Source organism: Roseateles chitinivorans (assembly GCF_050632235.1).
Taxonomy (GTDB): Bacteria; Pseudomonadota; Gammaproteobacteria; order Burkholderiales; family Burkholderiaceae_C; genus Roseateles; species Roseateles chitinivorans_A.
The window spans coordinates 1,885,643-1,907,725 of the sequence record NZ_CP192584.1; the positions used below are offsets into that span (position 1 = coordinate 1,885,643).

General features: G+C 69.8%; 17 protein-coding genes, 1 other RNA gene and 1 pseudogene. 14 read left to right on the forward strand and 5 right to left on the reverse strand.

Annotation, left to right across the window (positions count from 1 at the left end):
- Positions 1-203: 203 nt before the first annotated feature.
- The 3 genes from ACQ859_RS08445 to ACQ859_RS08455 all read left to right on the forward strand — a co-directional run bounded on the left by ACQ859_RS08445 (position 204) and on the right by ACQ859_RS08455 (position 4,087).
- A complete protein-coding gene (locus ACQ859_RS08445; RefSeq protein ID WP_431265408.1) occupies positions 204-1,505 on the forward strand; it encodes a cyanophycinase in 1,302 nt (433 codons plus the stop codon).
- Between the two features lie 90 nt (positions 1,506-1,595).
- Positions 1,596-3,041: a S1 family peptidase gene (locus ACQ859_RS08450; protein WP_431265409.1), complete on the forward strand. Its 1,446-nt coding sequence runs from the start codon at positions 1,596-1,598 to the stop codon at positions 3,039-3,041.
- Positions 3,023-4,087 (forward strand): FHA domain-containing protein, encoded by a 1,065-nt coding sequence (locus ACQ859_RS08455; RefSeq protein ID WP_431265410.1) that lies wholly within the window; start codon positions 3,023-3,025, stop codon positions 4,085-4,087. Before ACQ859_RS08450 ends, ACQ859_RS08455 begins: the two co-directional genes overlap by 19 nt.
- A 15-nt stretch (positions 4,088-4,102) precedes the next feature.
- On the opposite strand, the gene ACQ859_RS08460 is transcribed toward ACQ859_RS08455, so the two are convergent.
- The 4 genes from ACQ859_RS08460 to ACQ859_RS08475 all read right to left on the reverse strand — a co-directional run bounded on the left by ACQ859_RS08460 (position 4,103) and on the right by ACQ859_RS08475 (position 7,212).
- Entirely contained in the window at positions 4,103-5,215 is a 1,113-nt protein-coding gene (locus ACQ859_RS08460; RefSeq protein ID WP_431265411.1) for an acyltransferase family protein, read from the reverse strand.
- Positions 5,216-5,308: 93 nt separating this feature from the next.
- Positions 5,309-5,776: a GNAT family N-acetyltransferase gene (locus ACQ859_RS08465; protein WP_431265412.1), complete on the reverse strand. Its 468-nt coding sequence runs from the start codon at positions 5,774-5,776 to the stop codon at positions 5,309-5,311.
- Positions 5,777-5,872: 96 nt separating this feature from the next.
- An RNA gene (gene rnpB / locus ACQ859_RS08470) (RNase P RNA component class A) lies at positions 5,873-6,208 on the reverse strand.
- Positions 6,209-6,252: 44 nt separating this feature from the next.
- Entirely contained in the window at positions 6,253-7,212 is a 960-nt protein-coding gene (locus tag ACQ859_RS08475) for a Gfo/Idh/MocA family protein (protein ID WP_431265413.1), read from the reverse strand.
- A 221-nt stretch (positions 7,213-7,433) separates the two neighbouring features.
- Between ACQ859_RS08475 and ACQ859_RS08480 the strand changes: the two genes are divergently transcribed.
- The 3 genes from ACQ859_RS08480 to ACQ859_RS08490 all read left to right on the forward strand — a co-directional run bounded on the left by ACQ859_RS08480 (position 7,434) and on the right by ACQ859_RS08490 (position 11,803).
- Positions 7,434-8,657, forward strand: a complete 1,224-nt coding sequence (locus ACQ859_RS08480) for a multidrug effflux MFS transporter (protein WP_431265414.1) — start codon at positions 7,434-7,436, stop codon at positions 8,655-8,657.
- An 87-nt stretch (positions 8,658-8,744) separates the two neighbouring features.
- Positions 8,745-9,755 carry a carbonic anhydrase gene (locus tag ACQ859_RS08485; RefSeq protein ID WP_431265415.1) on the forward strand — a complete coding sequence of 337 codons (1,011 nt, stop codon included), beginning with the start codon at positions 8,745-8,747 and terminating at the stop codon, positions 9,753-9,755.
- A 221-nt stretch (positions 9,756-9,976) separates the two neighbouring features.
- Complete coding sequence (locus ACQ859_RS08490; protein ID WP_431265416.1) at positions 9,977-11,803, forward strand: methyl-accepting chemotaxis protein; 1,827 nt, start codon at positions 9,977-9,979, stop codon at positions 11,801-11,803.
- A gap of 15 nt (positions 11,804-11,818) precedes the next feature.
- On the opposite strand, the gene ACQ859_RS08495 is transcribed toward ACQ859_RS08490, so the two are convergent.
- Positions 11,819-12,505 carry a TetR/AcrR family transcriptional regulator gene (locus ACQ859_RS08495; RefSeq protein WP_431265417.1) on the reverse strand — a complete coding sequence of 229 codons (687 nt, stop codon included), beginning with the start codon at positions 12,503-12,505 and terminating at the stop codon, positions 11,819-11,821.
- Between the two features lie 218 nt (positions 12,506-12,723).
- Between ACQ859_RS08495 and ACQ859_RS08500 the strand changes: the two genes are divergently transcribed.
- The 8 genes and pseudogenes from ACQ859_RS08500 to mraY all read left to right on the forward strand — a co-directional run bounded on the left by ACQ859_RS08500 (position 12,724) and on the right by mraY (position 22,073).
- Positions 12,724-13,836, forward strand: a complete 1,113-nt coding sequence (locus ACQ859_RS08500; protein ID WP_431266494.1) for an MBL fold metallo-hydrolase — start codon at positions 12,724-12,726, stop codon at positions 13,834-13,836.
- Between the two features lie 398 nt (positions 13,837-14,234).
- Positions 14,235-14,663 (forward strand): division/cell wall cluster transcriptional repressor MraZ, encoded by a 429-nt coding sequence (gene mraZ, locus ACQ859_RS08505; RefSeq protein ID WP_431265418.1) that lies wholly within the window; start codon positions 14,235-14,237, stop codon positions 14,661-14,663.
- Between the two features lie 5 nt (positions 14,664-14,668).
- Positions 14,669-15,684, forward strand: a pseudogene (gene rsmH, locus ACQ859_RS08510) (16S rRNA (cytosine(1402)-N(4))-methyltransferase RsmH).
- Entirely contained in the window at positions 15,681-16,019 is a 339-nt protein-coding gene (ftsL, locus tag ACQ859_RS08515) for a cell division protein FtsL (RefSeq protein WP_431265419.1), read from the forward strand. Before rsmH ends, ftsL begins: the two are co-directional and overlap by 4 nt.
- On the forward strand, positions 16,016-17,848 hold the full coding sequence (locus ACQ859_RS08520) for a peptidoglycan D,D-transpeptidase FtsI family protein (protein ID WP_431265420.1): 1,833 nt from the start codon (positions 16,016-16,018) through the stop codon (positions 17,846-17,848). Before ftsL ends, ACQ859_RS08520 begins: the two co-directional genes overlap by 4 nt.
- Positions 17,849-17,861: 13 nt before the next feature.
- Positions 17,862-19,373: a UDP-N-acetylmuramoyl-L-alanyl-D-glutamate--2,6-diaminopimelate ligase gene (locus ACQ859_RS08525; RefSeq protein WP_431265421.1), complete on the forward strand. Its 1,512-nt coding sequence runs from the start codon at positions 17,862-17,864 to the stop codon at positions 19,371-19,373.
- Positions 19,374-19,432: 59 nt separating this feature from the next.
- Complete coding sequence (locus ACQ859_RS08530; protein WP_431266495.1) at positions 19,433-20,905, forward strand: UDP-N-acetylmuramoyl-tripeptide--D-alanyl-D-alanine ligase; 1,473 nt, start codon at positions 19,433-19,435, stop codon at positions 20,903-20,905.
- Positions 20,895-22,073, forward strand: a complete 1,179-nt coding sequence (gene mraY, locus ACQ859_RS08535) for a phospho-N-acetylmuramoyl-pentapeptide-transferase (RefSeq protein WP_067276945.1) — start codon at positions 20,895-20,897, stop codon at positions 22,071-22,073. The genes ACQ859_RS08530 and mraY overlap by 11 nt, the downstream gene beginning before the upstream one ends.
- The last annotated feature ends 10 nt before the right edge of the window (positions 22,074-22,083 follow it).

Consider the following 22,083-nt stretch of genomic DNA (forward strand, 5'->3'; position numbering starts at 1 on the left):
CCGTCGGCACGCTCCTGGTGACATGGTCCGTGCTGCCGGCGTTCGCCGCGCCACCTGTCACGCCTGCACCGTCGCGGCCCGCCTCCGCTGCGACCGCCGTCAAGCCCGCCGCGCCCTCTGCCGCCACTGTTGCCGCCGTCCCCGCCTCGGGCGCGCAGGCAACGCCTGCCCCTGCGTCAGATGTCCCCATTAAAGGCCACGCGATGGCCATCGGCGGCGCGCTGAAAGCGGACAACGACGAGGTCTGGAACCGCCTGATCGCCCTGGCCGGCGGACGCGGCGCGCGATTCGTCGTGTTCGGCACCGCCGCCGAGGATCCCGAGGCCAGCGCGAAGCAGGTCGTCGAGCAACTGCAGCGTCGCGGCGCGTTCGCCGAGGCGTTGCCCGTCGCGCCGAAGTTCTCGTGGGTCGACCTGAGCAAGGTCGTGCGCGACGCCGCGCTGATCGCCAAGGTGCGCAACGCCAAGGGCATCTTCTTCACCGGCGGCTCGCAGGAGCGCATCGTCGACGTGCTCAACCCGGGCGGTCATTCGACGCCGATGCTCGACGCCATCTGGGAGGTCTACCGCAAGGGCGGCGTCGTGGCCGGCACCTCGGCCGGCGCCGCGATCATGAGCACGGTGATGTTCCGCGACGCGCCCAGCGTCATCAGCATCCTCAAGGGCCAGTGGGAGGAGGGCAAGCAGATCGACCGCGGCCTCGGCTTCGTCGGCCCCCACCTCTTCGTCGACCAGCATTTCCTCAAGCGCGGGCGCTTCGGCCGCATGGTGCCGCTGATGCTGGCCAAGAACTACCAGTTGGGCCTGGGCGTGGACGAGAACTCCGCCGCCGTGATCCGTGGCGACGAGGTCGAGATCATCGGCCACAAGGGCGCGCTGCTGGTCGATCTCAGCGAGGCCTCGTCCGACCGCAAGCTCGGCGTCTTCAACCTGAAGAACGCCCGGCTCACCTACCTCGACCACGGCGACCGCATGAACCTGCGCACGCGCGGCGTCACGCCTTCCGCGCTGAAGCTGCGCGGGCAGAAGCTCGAGCCCGGCGCGCCCGACTACAAGCCCTACTACACGCTGCCGCAGTTCTACACGGACATGCTGGGCGACTCGACGATCTCCACGGCGATGTCCATCCTGATCGACAGCGTGCAGCCCGAGTTCCGCGGCCTGAGCTTCGAGGCCGCGCCGAAGGCCGGCGACACGCTGGCGGATCTGGGCTTCCTGTTCCGGCTCTACAAGGGCCCGGGCAGCATCGGCTGGAGCACCGACGAACTCGGCCCCGAGGACTACACGGTGGTCAACCTCTACCTGGACGTGACGCCGGTGCGCATGCCGCTGCCGCTGTTCGGTCCCTGGCCCGGCGAGGCCCGCCCGAAGCAACCGGCCGCGGCCGAGGAACCGCCGGCCGGCGAGCGCCCCCGCAGTGAGCGCGAAGGGGAAGGCGTGCCGCCCGCGCACGCCGGCAAGGCCGTCCGGCATCCCGATTGCTGGCGCCCTTGGCAAAGCCGCTAGCATGCGGCGTCCGCTCTCATTGCGCCGTTCCCGTTCCCCTTCCTGTTCCGTTTGTCTGCCCTTCCTGCTCTTCTCCTGGAGTCTCCTGCGTTGTCGCGAAAACTTCTCACCCCCGGGCGTGCCGCCGCCGGGGCGGTCCTGCTGCTGCTGACTGCGGCACTGGGTCTGCCCGTCACGGCGCAGACACGCCCCGCGCCGCCGCCGGCCGCGCCCGTCGTCCCGGCCACGCCGGCGATCGCTGCCAGCGCCCCGGCGATCGCCGCCAGCCAGGCGATGCCCTCGGCGCCGGTCTCGGCCAGCGCCCGCCGGCTCTATGACCGCAGCCGCGCCCAGCTGCTGCAGGTCCGCACGCTGTACAACGGCAGCCAGGCCTCGGTGGGCTCGGGCTTCGTCGTCAGCGCCGAAGGCCACGTCATCACCAACTATCACGTCGTCAGCCAGCATGCGCTGGAGCCGGAGCGCTACCGCCTCCAGTACCAGACGCCCGAGGGCGACGGCGGCGACATCGAGCTGCTGGACTTCGACGCCCGTCGCGACCTCGCGCTGCTGCGCATCGTGCGCAAGGGCGACACCCCGGATCCCAAGGGCCTCATCGCCCGCATGACGGCCACGCCGCTGGTGTTCCGCAAGGCCGAGCAGCCGCTGGCCAAGGGCGAGCGCATCTACTCGATGGGCAACCCGCACGACGTCGCGTTCGCCGTCGTCGAGGGCACCTACAACGGCCTGGTGGAGCGCAGCTTCGACCCCTTGATCTACTACTCCGGCTCGATCAACCCCGGCATGAGCGGCGGCCCGGTGATCGACGAGGACGGCGAGATCGTCGGCATCAACGTGTCGACGATGATCTTCGCGCAGCAGATGAGTTTCCTCGTCCCCGGCGAGCATGCGGCCGCGCTGCTCGCGCGCAGCCGCAACGCGGCGCCGATGAAGGGCGCCGCCTGGCCCAAGCTGCGCCAGCAGCTGATGGCCTACCAGGACGAACTCTCGCGCAACTTCGTGGCGCAGCCGTGGCGCACGCTCACGCATCCGCGCTACCGCTTCCCGATCCCGCAGGAGGAATACATGCGCTGCTGGGGCAGCGGTTCCTCCGCCGAGGAGCAGGGCCTGCAGATGCAGCGCACGCAATGCCGCATGGAGCACGCGCTCTTCATCAACGAGTCGCTGCAGACCGGCTATTTCGGTGTCACCGAGGAGGTCTACGACGGCAGCAAGCTCGGTGCGGTCCGCTTCTCGGCGATCTACTCGGCGAGCTTCCGCAACGAGCGCCTGGGCGGTCCGGACCGGGACCGCACCGCGCCGTACTGCAAGGAGGACTTCGTCCAGCAGAAGGACGGCCCGCCGCTGCGCGCGGTCGCCTGCCTGCGGGCCTACCGCAAGCTGGAGGGACTCTTCGACCTGACCGTGCTGGTCACCAACGTGGACGCCTCGACCGAAGGCGCCCTCGGACGATTCGACGCCCGCGGCGTCAGCTTCGCGAACGCCACCAAGCTGACGCGTCACTATCTGCAAGGATTCGCATGGACCACGCCGCGGTAATCGAGATCGTCGACCGGGACGGTCATTGCCGGGAAAGCCACAAGGTGCGCGCGTGGCCGCTGCGCATCGGCCGGTCGCCCGATTGCGACCTGGTGCTGTCCGACCCGCACCTGGCCGGCGCGCATGCGTTGCTGCACTGGGAGCGCGGCGAACCGGCGGCCGGGCGCGTCGACGAGACCGGGGACGACCAGGCCGCGCCCGCGCCCGTGTCCGGCGGCCCGGTGCTGGAGCTGCTGCCCAGCCAGAACGGCGGATGGCTCGACGGGCGCCGGCTCGCGGCGGGCAGCCGCGCGCCGTGGCCGTCGTCGACGCTGCTGCAGATCGGCACCACGCGGCTGCGGCTGCGCACCGCGCTCGACCCGCTGCCCGCCGAGAAGCCCATGAACCGCGCCGACGAACCGGTCAAGCGCGACGCGCGCCCCGCGTGGGCGCTGCCGGCCTTGCTGGCGCTGTGGGCGCTGATGCTGTGGGGCGCCAACTGGGCCGCCAATGACGGCTCCGCGAGCTGGGTCGACACGGTGAGCGCCTTGCTGGCGCCGATCGGCGTGGCGCTGATCTGGTCGGCGCTCTGGGCGCTCGTGACGCAGCTGTTCCGTCACTGGTTCGCGTTCGGCGCGCACCTGTGGCGGGCGCTCGTCGCGACCGTCGCGATGCAGCTGCTGGACCTGCTGCTGCCGCTGGTGGCCTACATGGTCAATGCGCCCAGACTGCTGGCGCTGGAACCGGTGCTCATGTCGGTGGGCGCCGCGCTGCTGCTGTGGTGGCACGCGACGGTGGTCTGGCCGCGCGCCTCGCGGCGCGTGGCGGTGGGCATCGGCGCGATGTGCGTGGTCGGCCTGGTGCTGACCGTGGGACGGCGCACCGAGCAGCAGTACTGGCTCGGCCCGAACTACATGGCCACGCTGGCGCCGCCCTCCTTGCGCCTGGTCTCGCCGAAGCCGGTGGACAGCTTCATCGACGGCATGGACCAGCTCGAGGCGCCGCTGCTGAAGCAGGCGGAGAAGCGCAACGAGCAGGCCGGCGGCAGCGGCGACAACGAGGAGTAGCCTCGGGCGCCGAGCTCAGGCCGTGGTCGCCGGGACCGGCACCGCGCGTGGCGCGGTGCGCCGGCGCAGCCAGGCGACCACCGGCAGCTCCAGGCAACGCCCGATGAGCCAGCCGCCGGCAACGGCCAGCACGACGGCGATCGCGAAGGTCGCCACTTCCGGCAGGGCGCGATACACGCCTGCCTTCGCCAGCAGGGCCAGCACGATGTTGATCAGCAGGCAGTGGGCGAGGTACAGCGAGTACGACACCGCACCGAGCTGAGCGAGCACGGCCGGCACCCGCACCGCCCGTCGCCTCTCCATGGCGACGAGCGTCGCCAGCACCAGCGCCGAGGCGAGCCCCAGCGCGATGCGTCCACCGAACGCATGCGCGCCCTGCGGGCCGAGCCGCTCGTAGAGCACGGCGGCCACGAAGGCCGCGCCCACCCACAGCCCTTGGCGGCGGATCAGCGGCAGCGTCACGCGACGGGCGAGCAGCCCCGTCGTGACGCCCATCAGGAACTGCAGGCAGTGCGGGTCGCCCAGATGCCAGGGGAGTTCGCCCGGCAGCGCGCCCAGGGACTGCGCCGTCACGAGCACGGCCCAGAGTCCGTACAGCGCGAGGCCACCGCGCAGATGCCACAGCAGCACGCAGAAGCTCAGGTAGAACAGCACCTCGTACTGCAGCGACCAGGCGACGCCGACGTATTCCGGCAAGTTCCCGCCGATCCACAGCAGCAGCGTGCCGGGGATGTCGTCGCTGCCGAGTTCCGAGACCGGCGTGCGGCCGGTCAGCAACCGCGACAGGATCGACGGCCCGGCGGTCATCGCCAGCACCATCCAGTAGATCGGGAACACGCGCACGAAGCGCTTCCACAGGTAGCCCGGCCAGCGGGCCGCGCCGCGGCCGAGTTCCGCGTGGTGGACGAAGGTGATGATGAAGCCGCTCAGCACGAAGAAGAAATCGACGCCGACGTAGCCGAAGTCGAACAGGCCGCCGAGCGCGACGTGGCCGCTGAACTGCGGCACGCGCATCAGGTGCGTGGCGTGCATGAGCACCACCGCCAGCGCGGCGATTGCCCGGGCAGCCTCGATGGAGGCGAGCTTCGGTGCGTGGGAAGCGACAGGGGAGGGGGCGTTCGGAGCCATGGTCGGCGATTGCAGGACTAGCGCGGCACTGTAAGCCGGTGTCCCGCCGTCCGCCCACCCGGACTCCCCCGGGACGGGGAGCGGCGACTAGGCTCAGTTCGCGGTGAGCCGCTTTTCCATGAAGACCGACAGCGGGTCGGCGGCGTAGCTGCCGAACGGCGCGCGCCGGTCGTACCCCAGCGTCTCGTAGAGCTTGAGCGCTTCCGGCTGGTGCACGCCGGTCTCCAGACGCGCCAGTTCGATGCCTTGCGCCCTGAGGTGGGACTCGAGCTCCTCCATCAGCACCTTGGAGATCCCGCGTCCCCGGAAATGTGGCTGGACGAACACCCGCTTGATCTCGCCGTACGGGCCCTCGGCGTCGTCGACGACCTTCACCGCGGCGCATCCGGCCAGCCATTCCGCCAGCCACACCCCGATGAAACGCACTTTCGGCTGGGCCAGCGCGTGCGGATCCTCGAGGTGGTTGCTCTCGCTCGGGTAGAGGGCCGCCATGTACGCGTCCGACTGCGCCAGCAGGGACATCGCGGCGGGGCTGTGGGGGTCCAGAGGTTCGATCTGCATGACCTCAAGATAGCAACCGATGTGCCCAACCGGGCGGGATCCGCGAAAGACCCTGAAAAGATCTGCAAGCCGATGTTCGCTTGCAGCGTGTCATAAGCGTGAAGCAAGCCGATAGGCCGGATTCTGTGCGCGGATCCTCTTGCGATTCCCCGCGTGACCGCCATTCCTCTGGGCCGGGCATCACTGCCCGGCTCGGTGCCACCTACCCGCCAGCTCTGCGAGCCGCATCGACGCTGGCCTACTTGGTGTTGCTGCGCGTAGAGATTGCCCGTTTCACCCGATGCGGACTTGCGCCCGCACCGACTCGTCTCTGTTGCTCTGATCCTCGGCTTTCGCCGGGCAGCCGTTAGCTGCTACGCCGCTCTATGCAGTCCGGACCTTCCTCCAGTGCCGTGTTTCCACGCTCGCACCAGCGGCGGTCTGGCTCGCTTCACGGGGGCGAGTTTACCCTGCGGCGCCACCCGCCCGGACGAGGCTCAGGCCTTGCCGGCCAGCAGGGTCTCGATGGTCTTCTGCACCGCCAACGCCTCCGCGAAACCCGGCAGGCTGTGCGAGTGGCCGTCCAGCATCGCCGACCAGTGGCTGAGCTGGTCGGTCATGCCGTTCATGCGCAGCGTCTCCGCGTCGCCCATGCTCTGGATGCGTTCGCCCTGACGCTGCTGCGTCACGCCGAACCAGTCGCGCAACTCGATCTCGCCTTCGTTCGCGCGCCACAGCATGCGGTTGTCGTCGGCGCGCTCGCCGCCGAGGCCCGCGCTGATCGTCACCGGGACGCCGGCGGCGACCAGTTCCGCCTCCACCGCGAGTTCCGATCCGACGCCGTCGTCCGGATACTCGACGCGGCTGCGCACGACCTGTGCCGGGCCCAGCACCCGTTGCAGCACGAAGATGAAGTGCGACAGCACCTCGCGCGAGAAGCCGCCCTCGGCGCGCTGCGCCAGCCAGGCGCCCGCGCCGGCCTGCCACGGACGCGGCCAGGCGGCGAAGCGCAGATCGATGCTGACGCCGTGCAGCGCGCCCATCGGCCGGCGCGAGCCCGCGCCGAAGGCCAGCTGCAGTTGGGCCAGACCGGTCGACGAGGCCAGCGAGTAGTTGACCGCCGCCCGCTGCCGCTCGCGCTCGATGCGCTCGATGCAGGCGCGCGCGGCCTCGAAGTCGGTGGTGAGGGGCTTCTCGCACAGCACCGGCAGGCCGGCGTCGAAGGCCTGCTCCGTCAAGGCGATGTGCGGTCCCGGCGGTGTCGCGATGTAGAGGCCGTGCAGGCCCGGCTCGCGGATCAGCGCCTCGGCGCTGGTGGCCGCGCGCAGCAGCGGGTAGTGGGCCAGCGCCTGCGCCAGCACCTCGGGATTCTGGTCCCAGACCCGGGTCACCCGCAGCCGGGCGTGCCCGGCCAGACGGGCCAGCATCCGCTGCCCCATCACGCCCAGCCCGACCACCCCAATGCTCAATACGCCTGGCACCACGTTCCCCGCCCGAAGTTCCGCAAAAGTCCCGCAGTGTAGGGGCCCCGCTACACTGCCGGTCATCGCGCGGGCCGCCCGGGCGACCCGCGCACGCTTCTCCCGCAAGCGGCGTTCCCGGTCGGCATGACAGGTGTCCCGCGGACGGCCCGGCGTTATCGTCGGCGGCTTCCCCGCACCCTCCACCGCATCCACGCATGAACCCCGAAGCCAGCCAACTGTGGCGCGCCCCGCGCTGGGCCCTCGCCATCCTGCTGGCCGCGCTGGCCACGGTCGGACCGTTCTCGATCGACACCTACATCCCGGCCTTCGCCGGCATCGCCCAGGCGCTGGACGCCACGCCGATCGAGATGCAGCAGACGCTGTCGGGCTACCTGCTCGGCTTCGCGGTGATGAATCTCTTCCACGGCGCGCTGTCGGACAGCTTCGGCCGCCGCCCGGTCGTGCTGTGGGGCATGGCGGTCTTCGCGCTGTCCTCGATGGGCTGCGCGCTGGCCGGCAGCATCGGGCAGCTGGTGTTCTGGCGCACGGTGCAGGGGCTGTCGGCGGGGGCGGGCGTCGTCGTCTCGCGCGCCATCATCCGCGACATGTTCCCGCCGTCGGAGGCGCAGCGGGTGATGTCGCAGGTGACGATCTTCTTCGGCCTCGCGCCGGCGATCGCGCCGATGATCGGCGGCTTCCTCTACGTCCACGCCGACTGGCACGCGATCTTCTGGTTCCTGGTCTTCATCGGCGCGCTGCTGTTCGCGGTCACCTGGCGCCTGATGCCGGAGACCCTGCACCGGGACCACCGCCAGCCGTTCCACGTCGGCTCGCTGCTGCGGGGCTACCGCTCGCTCGTCGGCAGCCGCCGCTTCCTGCTGCTGGCGCTGGCCAGCGGCATCCCGTTCAACGGCATGTTCCTGTACGTGCTGGCCGCGCCGGTGTTCCTGGGCGAACACCTGGGCCTGGCGCCGACGCAGTTCTTCATCTTCTTCCTGTTCAGCATCGGCGGGATCATGGGCGGCGCCTGGCTCAGCGGCCGGCTCGCCGGCAAGATCGCGCCGCGCAAGCAGATCCGGCGCGGCTTCCTGATCATGGGCGTCACGTCCATCGCCAACGTCGTCTGCAACCTGACGCTGCCCCACAGCCCGTTCTGGGCCTTCCCGCTGATCAGCAGCTTCGCCTTCGGCTGGGCGCTGATGGTGCCGGTGGTCACGCTGCTGGTGCTGGACCAGGCGCCCGAGCGCCGCGGCATGGCGTCCTCGCTGCAGGCCTGCATCGGCAGCGCGGCCAACGGCCTGGTCGCCGGCGTGCTGGTGCCGCTGGTGATGCATTCGATGCTGGCGCTGGCGGTGACCTCGGCCGCCATGATGTGCATCGGTCTGGCCGCCTGGACCTGGGTCAAGCGCGAGGTGTCCGCGGCGCCGCCTCCGGTGTGACATCGGGACAGCGGCCCGGCCTCAAGATGGCGGGCCAGGCTCCGAAATAGAGGGGGTGATCCTTCTGTCCCGCGCCGCCCAGCGCTGTTGCGCGGACCTGTTCCCGGAGCCCTCCTTCATGTCCGACCGTCCCGCGTCCGGCGCCTCGCTGCCGGCGGCCCTCTGCCTCAGCCTCAGCCTCTCCCTGCTGCTGCCCGCCACGCTGCGCGCGGCCGAGCCCGCGCCTGCGCCTGCGCCGAAGGGGAGGCGTCCGGCGAGCAGCTGCGTGATCGCCTGGCGGATCGCCTGAAGGAAGATGCGGCCGCGCTCAAGCTGAGCACCAAGCCCGCTGGCGCCACCGCGGACGTCAGGACGAACAACCCGGTCGACCTGCGCGCCCGCCGTGCCGCCAAGCCCGCCGCGGCCGCCTCGGGCGCGAAGTCGTCGACGCCCTGGTCCTACACCGGCGACGGCGCGCCCGACAAGTGGGGCCAGCTGCAGCCCGAATTCCGCCAGTGCACGATCGGGACCCGCCAGAGCCCGATCGACCTGCGAGACACGATCAAGGTCGACCAGGAGCGCATCCAGTTCGACTACAAGCCCAGCAGCTTCTCGGTCGTCGACAACGGCCACACGATCCAGGTGAACGTGGCGCCGGGCAACGGCCTGACGATCATGGGCCGGCGCTACGAGTTGCAGCAGTTCCACTTCCACCGCCCGAGCGAAGAGCGCATCAACGGCCGCCAGTACGACATGGTCGCCCACCTGGTCCACAAGGACGCCGCGGGGAAGGAGGCCACCGTCGCGGTGCTGCTGGAGCGCGGCCAGGACCAGGCGCTGATCCAGACGGTCTGGAACCACCTGCCGCTCGAGCGCGGCGACACCTACACGGCGCCGGTCCCGATCGACCTCACGCAGTTGCTGCCCAAGGACCAGGGCTACTTCTCGTACATGGGGTCGATGACGACGCCGCCCTGCACCGAAGGCGTGCTGTGGCTGGTCCTGCGCCAGCCGGTGCAGGTCTCCTCGCAGCAGATCTCGGTGTTCTCGCACCTGTATCCGATGAACGCACGCCCGCTGCAGGCGCCGTCGGGCCGTCTGATCAAGGAATCGAACTGAGCCGCGGGACCTCGCGTCCCGCTTCGGGCCGGTGCCGTGACCACCGTCACGGCACCGGCCTTCTTCTTGGTGGAAACCCTTGGTTTTGGCCGAAACGCCAGGAGAATCCGGGCCGCCGCGATCGCGATCTGCGCGATTCTTGATTTGTATCAATGACTTGCGGCGAATCCTCACCCGCCCGCTCCGACTTTGGAGAGGGCTCTTTCTCCCAGGACCCCGCCGTGTTGAAGACCATCAAGTCGCGCCTGATCGCGATCAGCATCCTCATCGTGGTGGCCGCTGTTGCGCTCGCCACCTTCGCCAGCTACTGGGCCGTGCGCGATCACGCGCGCCGCCAGGTGCAGGCGCAGTTGACCGACCTGGCCACCGCCAACGCCGCAGGCGTCGCCGCCTGGGTGAAGACGCAGAAGGACGTGGTTGCCGCGATGGCGCCGGCCGCGACGCTGGAGGACCCGCGCGCGGTGCTGACCCAGGCGCTGCAGTCGGGCCGGCTGGACCTGGCCTACGTCGGCGGCGCGGACAAGCGGATGATCTCCATCCCCGACCGCCAGCGTCCCGCGGAGTACGACCCCACCGGCCGCGGCTGGTACAAGCTGGCGTCCGGCACGGACCAGGCGGTGATCACGGCGCCCTACGTGGCGGCGTCGAGCAAGAAGCTGGTGGTGACCTTCGCCAGCGCGGTGCGCGCGGGCGGCGAGATCAAGGCGGTGGTCGGCACCGACGTGGCGCTGGACGACATCGTCGCGACGATGAAGTCCATCAAGCCGACCGCGAGCGGTTTCGCGATGCTGCTGGACAAGCAGGGCACCGTGATCGCCCACCCGGACGCGGCGCTGACGCTGAAGCCGGTGAAGGACCTGTCCGCCGCGATCGACGGCGCGCTGCTGACGACCGCGCACGGCGACGAGCCGACGCTGGCCGAGGTCGGCGCCCACCGTTTCTTCCTGAAAGCCGTGGACGTGCCCGGCACGGACTGGGTGCTGGTCGCCGCCGCCGAGCGCAACGAGGCCCTGGCCGCGCTGTCCGACGTGCTGCGCAACGCGGGCCTGACGATGCTCGTGGTCACGGTCGTGGCGGCGCTGGTCGCGGCGGCCGCCGTGGGCGCGCTGCTGAAGGGCCTGGCCGGCATCAAGCGCGCGATGAACGACATCGGCGCCGGCGAGGGCGACCTCAGCCAGCGCCTGCAGGTGCGCGGCGAGGACGAACTCGCCGACATCTCGCGCGGCTTCAACCAGTTCGTGCACAAGATCGAACAGGTCATGCTGCAGGTCCGCGAGACCAGCCAGTCGATCGCGGTCGCGTCGCGGCAGATCGCCGCCGGCAACCATGACCTCAGCCAGCGCACCGAGGAGACGGCCAGCAACCTGCAGGAGACCGCCAGCTCGATGGAGGAACTCAACAGCACCGTGGCCAACAGCGCCGCCAACGCCGACCAGGCGCGGCAGTTGGCCGACACCGCCAGCCGCGTCGCGCGCCAGGGCGGCGAGGCGATGGGGCAGGTGGTCGCGACGATGCAGGAGATCAGCACCAGCTCGCGGCAGATCGGCGACATCATCGGCACGATCGACGGCATCGCGTTCCAGACCAACATCCTGGCGCTGAACGCGGCGGTCGAGGCGGCGCGCGCGGGCGAACAGGGCCGCGGCTTCGCGGTCGTGGCGAGCGAGGTGCGGGCACTGGCGCAGCGTTCGGCCGGCGCGGCCAAGGAGATCAAGACGCTGATCACGGCCAGCGTCGAGCGCGTCGACACCGGCGCGCGCCAGGTGTCCTCCGCCGGCGAGACGATGAACGAGGTCGTCGGCAGCGTGCAGCGCGTGGCGCAGATGATCGGCGAGATCAGCCACACCGCGCAGGAGCAGAGCCACGGCATCGGCCAGGTGAACGTGGCCGTCGCGCAGCTGGATCAGGTCACGCAGCAGAACGCGTCGCTGGTCGAGGAATCGGCCGCCGCCGCGGAGAGCCTCAAGGACCAGGCGCAGAAGCTGGCCGACGTCGTCGGCACCTTCCGCCTGAGCGGTTCGGCGTCGACGTCCTCGACGACGTTCTGAGCCAAGGCGCGCCGATTAGCGCGCCGGATCGACCGCGTGGAAGCGCAGGAACATGTCGGTCGCCGAATCGGCCACCTGGCGCTGCTGCGCCTTGTCCAGCGGCGGCTGCCCCATCGTGATCTGGGGCCAGAAGGCGAAGCCCTTGACCAGCGCCTGCAGCTGCGCCGCGGCGAACGCCGGATCGCCCTCCTTGAGCCGACCATCCGCCATCGCCGCGCGGATCCACACGGTCAGCGCCTCTTCGCGGCCGCCGAGCCGGCACAGCATCTCCCGCGCCCGTTGCGGCGCGTGGATCGCCTCGGCGATCAGCACCCTGGCCAGGTCCAGGAACTGCGGGTCGTCGCTCATCGCGAGCTTCTGCTCGACCAGTGACAGCAACTGCTCGCGCAACGAGAGATCGGCGCGGTAGGTCAGCTTCAGCTTGGCTTCGGTCGCGACCCACAGACGCTCCAGGATCGCGTCGAACAGCGCGTCCTTGCCGCTGAAGTGGTTGTAGACGGTGCGCTTGGACACCTGCGCGCGGCCCGCGATGCGGTCCATGTTCGCGACCTCGAACCCATGCTCGCGAAACTCGGCGATCGCCGCGTCGACGATCGCCTGCCGCTTGCGGTCGGTCAGCCGCACCCGTTCGGCGTCGCCGATGGCGGCGAGTTCTTCGGGAGCGAGCGGCGCGGGCAGGGGGCGGACGGCGTCGGAAGTCATGGGATCAATCTTACACCGGGGAGTTTACTTTTCGGATTCCAGCGTCTAGACTGCTGCAAAACTACACTGTGTAGTGCAAGTTTTCAAATGAGCCCGCAACCTCCCCGACCCCCGTCGTCCGTACTGCCCGCGCGCTGATGCCGCGCTCGCTCACTGCCCTGAGCGGCGTCGCCGCCGTCCTGATTGTTGGAGCCCTTGCCATGACCGCTTCCCGCGTGATGTCCTCGCCCGCCGTGGTGCCCTCGAACGGGGTTTCCTCCCCCGCGCCGGAGGGCACCCAGCCCGCCCTCGAGCAGTCGCCCCAATGGGCGAAGGGCCAGTTCCACAACCCGGCCGTGGAGCCCGAGCAGGGCTTCTGGAAGACGATGGGCATCATGTGGGACTTCATGTTCCACAAGCCCGCCGGCACCGCGCCGGACGCGCCCATCGAGGTGCAGGCGCTGACCAAGGCCCAGCTGCTGGCCGCGCCCGACCGGACGCTGTTCCGCCTCGGCCACTCGACGGTGCTGCTGAAGTTGCGCGGCCGCTTCTGGCTGACGGACCCGGTGTTCTCCGAGCGTGCGTCGCCGTTCTCGTTCATGGGCCCGAAGCGCTTCCATGCGCCGCCGATCGCGCTCGACGAGCTGCCGGAGATCGAGGCCGTGATCCTGTCGCACGACCACTACGACCACCTCGACCACGACACCGTGCTGGCGCTGGCACCCAAGGTGCGCCATTTCGTGACGCCGCTGGGCGTCGGGCAGCGCCTGATCGACTGGGGCGTCCCCGCGGCGAAGGTGCAGCAGTTCGACTGGTGGCAGGGCACGTCGATCGCGGGCGTGCAGCTGACGGCGACGCCGGCGCAGCATTTCTCCGGCCGCAGCCTGAGTGACCGCAACTCGACGCTGTGGGCCTCGTGGGTGCTGATCGACGACGACCTGCGCGTGTTCTTCAGCGGCGACACCGGCTACTTCGACGGCTTCAAGGCGATCGGCGAGCGTTTCGGCCCCTTCGACCTGACGCTGATGGAGACCGGCGCCTACGACCCGCGCTGGCCCTATGTCCACATGCAGCCCGAGCAGACGATGCAGGCGCACGTCGACCTGAAGGGCAAGCGCCTGCTGCCGATCCACAACGGCACCTTCGACCTCGCGATGCACCGCTGGCAGGATCCGTTCGAGCGCATCAGCGCGCTGGCTCGCCTGCGCAATGTGGAACTGGTGACGCCGGTGATCGGTTCCCCGCTGGCGATCGAGCAGCCGGGGCCGACGCCGCAGTGGTGGCAGGGCGCCGCCGAGGCGCGCAAGGGCGAATCGTCGGCCACACCGGCGGCGTCCGCGGTCGCGCCCTGAGTTCGATCAGCACCGCTCGAACCGCTCCCTTCGCGAAAGCCCGGCTCTGCCGGGCTTTTGCATTGCTCCCACTTTTCCGACACTTCTGGGCGATTCCGGGCGGTTCCAGGCCGATCCGAAGGGGGACGGCGGGCGGTCGGCGCCCACATCGGTGCGACCGCCCGGATCCGGCTGTCCTGGTTTCAGGGGGGCACGGCGACCGGCTCGAGTTGATCCATCACTTGCACAGCAGTCCTTAAGTCCTTCATTCTTAACGACTTTTATTTCATGAGCTGGCTTGAAAATGGGAGCTAAGTAATTGATTTGATTGGGAAAAACGCCAGATTTCCTTGACCGGGATACATCTCGCCATTAAAGTGGGAGAAAGTGCAATCCGGTGGGGCAAAGTGGCGAATGTCGTGTTTCAGGGGGCGAGTGCCTTGGCGTTGGACGCCAAGGGGCGCTTGACCGTCCCTGCTCGGCATCGCGAGGTCCTGCAGGCGCTGTGTGGCGGCCAGCTCACGCTGACCAAGCACCCCGAAGGCTGCCTGATGGTCTTCCCCCGTCCTGCCTGGGAACAGTTCCGCGACAAGGTCGCCGCGCTGCCGATGTCGGCGGCCGGCTGGAAGCGCGTGTTCCTCGGCAACGCCCAGGACGTCGAGATCGACGCGGCCGCCCGCGTCCTGATCGCCCCCGAGCTGCGCTCCGCCGCGGGCCTGCAGAAGGACACGATGCTGCTCGGCATGGGCAGCCACTTCGAGCTGTGGGACGCGCAGGCCTACGCCGCCCATGAGGCCGCCGTCATGCAGTCCGAGATGCCGGCCGTGCTCCAGGACTTCAGCTTCTGACCGACATGAGCGAGCAGTCCCCTTCCTCCGCCGCCCCCGCCTTCACCCACACGACCGTGCTGCTGCACGAGACGGTGGACGGCGCGTTCACGACCCCCGACGGCATCTATGTCGACGGCACCTTCGGACGCGGCGGCCACTCGCGCCTGCTGCTGTCGAGGCTGGGGGAGAAGGGGCGGTTGATCGGCATCGACCGCGACCCGGAGGCGGTCGCGGCCGCGACGTTCGGACCAACGCGGGTCGACGACCCGCGTTTCCACATCTGCCACAGCGCGTTCGCCGACATGGCCGCGCAGCTCGACGCGCTGGGCGTCGACCAGGTCGACGGCATCCTGCTGGACCTGGGCGTGTCCAGCCCGCAGATCGACAACCCGGAGCGCGGCTTCAGCTTCCGCTTCGACGGTCCCCTCGACATGCGCATGGACACGACGCGGGGCGAAAGCGCCGCGGACTTCATCGCCCGCGCGGAGGTGGACCAACTTGCACAGGTGATCCGCGACTATGGTGAAGAACGGTTTGCTCTCCCGATTGCAAAGGCGCTTGTGGCTCGCCGGGAAGGCGGGCGCCCTGTTCGAACGACCGCCGAGCTTTCCCAAGTCGTGGCTGGTGCAGTCAAAACCCGCGAACCGGGCAAGGACCCTTCGACGCGCACATTTCAGGCTCTACGGATATTCGTCAACGCCGAGCTTGAAGAGCTGCAGCAGGGGCTGAACGCCGCGCTGGCCAAGCTCAAGCCGGGCGGCCGGCTGGCGGTGATCAGCTTCCATTCGCTGGAAGACCGCATCGTCAAGAACTTCATCGCCGAACACAGCAAGGAAGTGTTCGACCGCCGCGCCCCTTCGCCGAGCCCAAGCCGCAGCCGCTGCGGGCCATCGCGCGCATCAAGCCGAGCGAGGCCGAGGTCGCGGCCAATCCGCGCGCGCGCTCGTCGATCCTGCGCGTGGCCGAGCGCACCGACGCCCCGCTGCCGCCTCCCGTGCCGGCAGACACCGGCAAGCGCAAGAAGGGCGGTCGCCGATGATCGGTCGCCTGAACCTGCTGCTGATCGTCGCGGTGCTCGTCTCCGGCGTCTACATGGTGCGCAGCGCCTATGACTCGCGCCGGCTGTTCACCGAACTCGACCGCGCGCAGACCGAGGGCCGCCGGCTCGAGGCCGACTACCAGAAGCTGATGGCCGACCGACAGGCGCAGGCGACCAACCTGCGCGTCGAGCAGGTCGCGCGCGAGCGCCTGAAGATGCGCCCGATCTCGCCGGCGATCACCTTCAACCCCGATGCGCCGGCGATCGAGGCCAGCGGCGTGCGCGGACGTCCGCAAGCCGCGGCGCAAGCTGGAACTCAAGGAGCGGCCCGATGATCGGCAAGCTCCGCAAGAAACTGGGCAACAGCGCCCGCAATGCCTCGCGTAACGTTTCCAGAAGTGCCGCCAGAAACGGCTCGACGCGCGGCGTCAGCTATTCGAGCAGCCCGCTGCTGGCGTCGAAGACGCCGCCGTGGCGCTCGCGTTTCCTGGTCGCGCTGGTGGGCCTCGCGTTCACCGGCCTGCTGGCGCGCGCGGCCTACATCCAGCTGATCGGCGAGGATTTCTTCCAGCGCCAGGGTGAGGCCCGCTACGCCCACAAGATGGAGCTGCCCGCCAGCCGCGGCAAGATCAGCGACCGCAGCGGCCAGGTGCTGGCGGCCAGCGTGGCCGTGCCGTCGATCTGGGCGTTCCCGAAGGAGGTCGATACCGATCCCGACAAGCGCCGCCAGCTCGCCAAGCTGCTCGACATGTCGCGCTCGGAGCTCGACAAGCGCCTCGACCCCGCCAACCGTTTCGTCTTCCTGCGCCGCCAGGCCGACGACGAGACCGCCCGCAAGATCAAGGAACTCGGCCTGAAGGGCGTGTTCCAGGACCGCGAATACAAGCGCCAGTACCCCGAGGGCGAGGCCGCCGCGCACATCGTCGGCTTCACCAACATCGAGGAGCAGGGCCAGGAAGGCATCGAGCTCGCGTTCCAGAAGGACCTGCAGGGCCGTGACGGCTCGCGCTCGGTCGTGCGCGACCGGCTGGGCCGTGTCGTCGAGGACATCGGCGAGCGCGTGCCCGAGACCAACGGCAAGGACATCGAGCTGTCGATCGACGCGAAGGTGCAGTTCTTCGCCTACCAGCGCGTGCGCGACGCGGTGGCCGAGAACAACGCCAAGGCGGGCTCGGTGGTGGTGCTGGACGCGCACACCGGCGAGATCCTCGCGCTGGCCAACTTCCCCAGCTACGACCCCGGCCACCGGCAGAACCTGTCCGGCGAGCAGCTGCGCAACCGCGCGCTGACCGACGTCTTCGAGCCCGGCTCGACGATGAAGCCGTTCACCACCGCGCTGGCGCTGGAGACCGGCCGCGTGCGGCCCGACACGCTGCTGAGCACCGGTCCGCGCAGCGTGGTCATCTCCGGCTGGTCGCCGACCGACGCGCATCCGCACGGCGACCTCACCGTGACGCAGGTGATCCAGAAGTCGAGCAACATCGGCGCCGCGCGGATGGCGCTGATGATGCAGCCGCGCGAGATGCACGAGATGTTCACCGCGATCGGCCTGGGCCAGCGGCCGCAGATCGACTTCCCCGGCGCGGTGACCGGCAAGCTGCGTCCGTGGAAGAGCTGGCGCCCGATCGAGCAGGCGACGATGAGCTACGGCTATGGCCTGTCCGCGTCGCTGCTGCAGCTGGCGCGTGCGTACACGGTGTTCGCGCGCGACGGCGACATCATCCCGATCACGATGACCAAGCACCCGGCCGATCAGCCGGTGAACGGCATCAAGGTCTTCAGCCCCAAGGTCGCCGCGGACATTCGCGGGATGCTGCAGATGGCGGCCGGCCCGGGCGGCACCGCGCCGCAGGCGATGGTCCCCGGCTACAGCGTCGGCGGCAAGTCCGGCACGGCGCACAAGCAGGAAGGCAAGGGCTACGCGAGCCACAAATACCGCTCGTGGTTCGTGGGCATCGCACCGATTTCCAAGCCGCGCATCATCGTGGCGGTGATGGTCGACGAGCCGAAGAACGGCCAGTACTTCGGCGGTGCCGTGGCGGGGCCGGTCTTCAGCCAGGTCGTGGCGCAGACGCTCAGATTGCTGGGCGAGGCGCCGGACCTCGACGTGAAGCCGCAGATCGTGGCGCAGCAACGGCTGCAGGCCGTCGACGAGAGTTTCTGAGCGGGCACGAACCATGTTGATGCATCTGAAATCCCCCGAAGCCGCCGCCCGCTGGCTGCAGGAATGGACGCCCAGCGGCCAGCTGCGCACGGACAGCCGCGCCGTGGGCGCGGGCGACGCGTTCATCGCGTGGCCGGGTTATGCCAAGGACGCGCGGCAGTTCGTTGCCGGCGCCCTGGCGGCCGGCGCAGCGACGGCGCTGGTCGAACACGCCGGCGCGGCCGAGTACGGCTTCACCGACGCGCGCATCGCGTCGCTGCCCGATCTGAAGCTGAACTGCGGCCGCATCGCGTCGGCGTTCTACGGCGAACCGAGCAAGCGCCTGAACGTCCTCGCGGTCACCGGCACGAACGGCAAGACGTCGAGCGCCTGGTGGATCGCGCAGGCGCTGACGCTGCTGGGATCGCGCTGCGGCGTGATCGGCACGCTGGGTGTCGGCCAGCCGCCGGTGCCCGGTGCCACGACCAACGCGTCGATCGAAGCCACCGGCCTGACGACGCCGGACCCGGTCCGTCTGCAGGAAGCCTTCAAGCGCATGGCCGACGACGGTTATGGCGCATGCGCGATCGAAGCCTCCTCGATCGGCATCGAGGAGCACCGGCTGAGCGGCACCACGATCCAGGTCGCGCTGTTCACCAACTTCACGCAGGACCACCTGGACTACCACGGCGGCATGGACGCCTACTGGGTGGCCAAGCGCAAGCTGTTCGACTGGGACGGCCTGAAGGCCGCGGTGCTGAACCTCGACGATCCGAAGGGCGTCGAGCTCGCCGCCGAGCTGAGCGCCGCCGGCAAGCTCGACGTGTGGACCTACGGACTCGACCGTGCCGATGCGCGCCTCAGCGCCGTCGACCTGCGTCATGACGCGAGCGGTCTCGCGTTCACGCTGCGTGAGGGCGCCACGTCGGTGCCGGTGCAGACCGGCCTCATCGGCGACTACAACGTGTCCAACCTGCTCGGCGTGATCGCCGGTCTGCGGGCGCTGGGCCATGGGCTCGAAGACATCGCGCGCGTCGCCGCGCTGGTGACGCCGGTGCCGGGCCGCATGCAGCGCGTGGGCAGTGGCCGCGAGCTGCCGCAACTGGTGGTCGATTACGCCCACACGCCCGATGCGCTGGACAAGGCGCTGAGCGCACTGCAGCCGCTGGCCGCCGCGCGCGGCGGTGAGCTGCGCGTCGTGTTCGGCTGCGGTGGTGACCGCGATCCGACCAAGCGTCCGTTGATGGGGGCGATCGCCGCGCGCTTGGCCGCGCACGTCTTGCTGACCAGCGACAACCCGCGCACCGAGGATCCGCTGAAGATCCTCGCTGACATCGAAGCTGGCCTGCCCGCCGGTGTCGCGCGTGAAGTGATCGCGGACCGCGCCGAGGCGATCTCGCGCGCCGTCGATCAGGCGGGCGCCCGCGATGTCGTGCTGGTCGCCGGCAAGGGCCATGAGGACTACCAGGAAATCCACGGCGAACGCCGCGCGTTCTCCGACGTGCAGGCGGCGCGCGCCGCGCTGATTGAAAGGGCGGGGCTGTGAGCGACGCAACGCCGATCACTGCCAGTGCAGCCGCTTCGGCTGTGCCGGGTGCGCCGATGATGACGCTCGGTCGCGCCTTCGAACTGCTGTCGCCGCTGCTGCCCGCCGCGACGCTCGTGGGCGAGCCTTCGACGCCGCTGCTGCGCGTGCACACCGACACCCGCTCGCTGCGCGCGGGCGACCTGTTCGTCGCGCTGCGCGGCGAGCGATTCGACGCGAACGATTTCCTCGCGCAGGCGAAGACTTCCGGTGCCGCCGCGGCCATCGCCGAACGCGGCCTGGCCGAGGCTGAGCTGCCGGGCCTGCTCGTGCCCGACGCGAAGGCCGCGCTGGGGCTGCTCTCGCAAGCCTGGCGCGAACAGCATCACCTGCCGGTGATCGCCGTCACCGGCAGCAACGGCAAGACGACGGTGACGCAGATGATCGCGTCCATCCTGCGCGCCTGGCTGGGCGACGCGGCGATGCTCGCGACCGAAGGCAACTTCAACAACGAGATCGGCGTGCCGCTGACGCTGCTGCGCCTGCGCCAGAACGAGGCCGCGTGGCATCGCGCGGCGGTGGTCGAGCTCGGCATGAACCACCCCGGCGAGATCGCGCCGCTGGCCGCGATGACGCAGCCGACGGTGGCGCTGGTGAACAACGCGCAGCGCGAGCACCAGGAGTTCATGCACACCGTCGAGGCGGTCGCGCGCGAGAACGGCGCCGTGATGGGCGCGCTCGGCACGGCCGGGGTCGCGGTGTTCCCCGCTGAAGACCCGTGCGCGCCGGTGTGGCAGTCGCAGGCCGTGGGCCGCGCGACGCTGACCTTCGCGCTGCAAGGCCAGGCCGACGTGATGGGCCGCGCGCAGTGGGTCGCGCCGACCGACGCGAGCGTCGCCGCTGCCCTCGCCAGTGGTGCGGGCGGTGCGGGCGGTGCCGGCGGTGCGGGTCATTGGGCGATCGAGATCCTCACCCCCGCCGGATCCATCCCGGTCGCGCTGGCGATGGCCGGGCAACACAACGTCCGCAACGCGCTGGCCGCCGCGGCCTGCACGCTGGCCGCGGGCGCGCCACTCGCGGCGATCCGCGACGGACTGCAGTCGTTCAAGGCCGTGAAGGGCCGCTCCGCACTGCAGACGGCGGTGTGGCAGGGCCGTCGCATCACGCTGATCGACGACAGCTACAACGCCAACCCCGACAGCGTCCGCGCCGCCATCGACGTCCTGGCCGAGCTGCCGGGCGCGTCGTGGCTGATCCTCGGCGACATGGGCGAAGTGGGCGAGCAGGGGCCTGCCTTCCACGAGGAAGTCGGCGCGCACGCCGCCGACCAGGGTCTGGCCGCGCTGTGGACCGCCGGCGCCGCCGCGCGCGACGCCGCGACCGCCTACGGCGCGGGCGCTCGCGCGTTCGACACCGTCGCCGAATTGATCGGCGCGCTGAAGGACGCGCCGCAAGTGCAGAACATCCTCGTCAAGGGTTCGCGCTTCATGAAGATGGAACAGATCGTGGCCGCCTTGCAGTCCGGCGGCCCAGGAGACCCCCATGCTGCTTAGTCTGGCCCAATGGCTGCAGGCCAATTACTCTGAACTCGGGTTCCTCCGCGTCTTCAACTACATCACCTTCCGCGCGGTGATGGCGGCGCTGACGGCGCTGCTGATCGGCCTGGCCTTCGGCCCGTGGGTGATCCGCCGCCTGACCGAGCTCAAGATCGGCCAGCCGATCCGCGAGTACGGCGTGCAGCAGCATCTGGCCAAGAGCGGCACGCCGACGATGGGCGGGGTGCTGGTGCTGATCGGCATCGGCGTGTCCACGCTGCTGTGGTTCGACTGGTCCAACCGCTTCGTCTGGGTGGTGATGCTGGTGACCATGGGCTTCGGCCTGGTCGGCTGGGTCGACGACTACCGCAAGGTGGTCAACAAGGACCCCGAGGGCATGCGCAGCCGCGAGAAGTTCATGTGGCAGTCGATCATCGGCCTGATCGCGGCGATCTATCTCGCGTTCAGCGTGTCGGAGACCAGCTTCCTCGGCGTCGTGCAGCTGTTCTTCCGCTGGGTCACGAGCGGCTTCTCGACCGAGCTGCCGCCCAAGGCCGACCTGATGCTGCCGTTCTTCAAGTCGATCAGCTATCCGCTGGGCGTGTTCGGCTTCATCGGCCTGTCCTACCTGGTCATCGTCGGCACCAGCAACGCGGTGAACTTCACCGACGGCCTGGATGGCCTGGCGATCATGCCGGTGGTGATGGTGGGCTCGGCGCTGGGCGTCTTCGCCTACGTGACCGGCTCGTCGGTCTACAGCCGCTACCTGCTGTTCCCCTACATCCCGGGCGCTGGCGAGTTGCTGATCTTCTGCGCCGCGCTGGCGGGCGCCGGGCTGGCCTTCCTGTGGTTCAACGCGCATCCGGCGCAGGTGTTCATGGGCGACGTGGGCGCGCTGGCGCTGGGCGGCGGCCTGGGCACCCTGGCCGTGATCACGCGCCAGGAGATCGTGCTCGGCATCATGGGCGGCGTCTTCGTCGCCGAGGTGCTGTCGGTGATGCTGCAGGTGACCTGGTTCAAGTACACGAAGAAGAAGTACGGGGAAGGGCGGCGCATCTTCAAGATGGCGCCGCTGCACCACCACTTCGAGAAGTCGGGCTGGAAGGAGACGCAGGTCGTCATCCGGTTCTGGATCATCACCATGCTGCTGTGCCTGGTCGGCCTGGCCAGCCTGAAGCTGCGTTGAGCGGGAACGG

Bases quoted from the DNA above. Each gene is read 5' to 3' on its own strand.
- ACQ859_RS08495 (WP_431265417.1), bottom strand. From the start codon at position 12,505: ATGACTTCCGACGCCGTCCGCCCCCTGCCCGCGCCGCTCGCTCCCGAA.
- ACQ859_RS08455 (WP_431265410.1), top strand. From the start codon at position 3,023: ATGGACCACGCCGCGGTAATCGAGATCGTCGACCGGGACGGTCATTGC.
- ACQ859_RS08460 (WP_431265411.1), bottom strand. From the start codon at position 5,215: ATGGCTCCGAACGCCCCCTCCCCTGTCGCTTCCCACGCACCGAAGCTC.
- ACQ859_RS08445 (WP_431265408.1), top strand. From the start codon at position 204: ATGGCCATCGGCGGCGCGCTGAAAGCGGACAACGACGAGGTCTGGAAC.
- ACQ859_RS08520 (WP_431265420.1), top strand. From the start codon at position 16,016: ATGATCGGCAAGCTCCGCAAGAAACTGGGCAACAGCGCCCGCAATGCC.
- ftsL (WP_431265419.1), top strand. From the start codon at position 15,681: ATGATCGGTCGCCTGAACCTGCTGCTGATCGTCGCGGTGCTCGTCTCC.
- mraY (WP_067276945.1), top strand. From the start codon at position 20,895: ATGCTGCTTAGTCTGGCCCAATGGCTGCAGGCCAATTACTCTGAACTC.
- ACQ859_RS08480 (WP_431265414.1), top strand. From the start codon at position 7,434: ATGAACCCCGAAGCCAGCCAACTGTGGCGCGCCCCGCGCTGGGCCCTC.
- ACQ859_RS08465 (WP_431265412.1), bottom strand. From the start codon at position 5,776: ATGCAGATCGAACCTCTGGACCCCCACAGCCCCGCCGCGATGTCCCTG.
- ACQ859_RS08500 (WP_431266494.1), top strand. From the start codon at position 12,724: ATGTCCTCGCCCGCCGTGGTGCCCTCGAACGGGGTTTCCTCCCCCGCG.
- ACQ859_RS08525 (WP_431265421.1), top strand. From the start codon at position 17,862: ATGTTGATGCATCTGAAATCCCCCGAAGCCGCCGCCCGCTGGCTGCAG.
- ACQ859_RS08530 (WP_431266495.1), top strand. From the start codon at position 19,433: ATGACGCTCGGTCGCGCCTTCGAACTGCTGTCGCCGCTGCTGCCCGCC.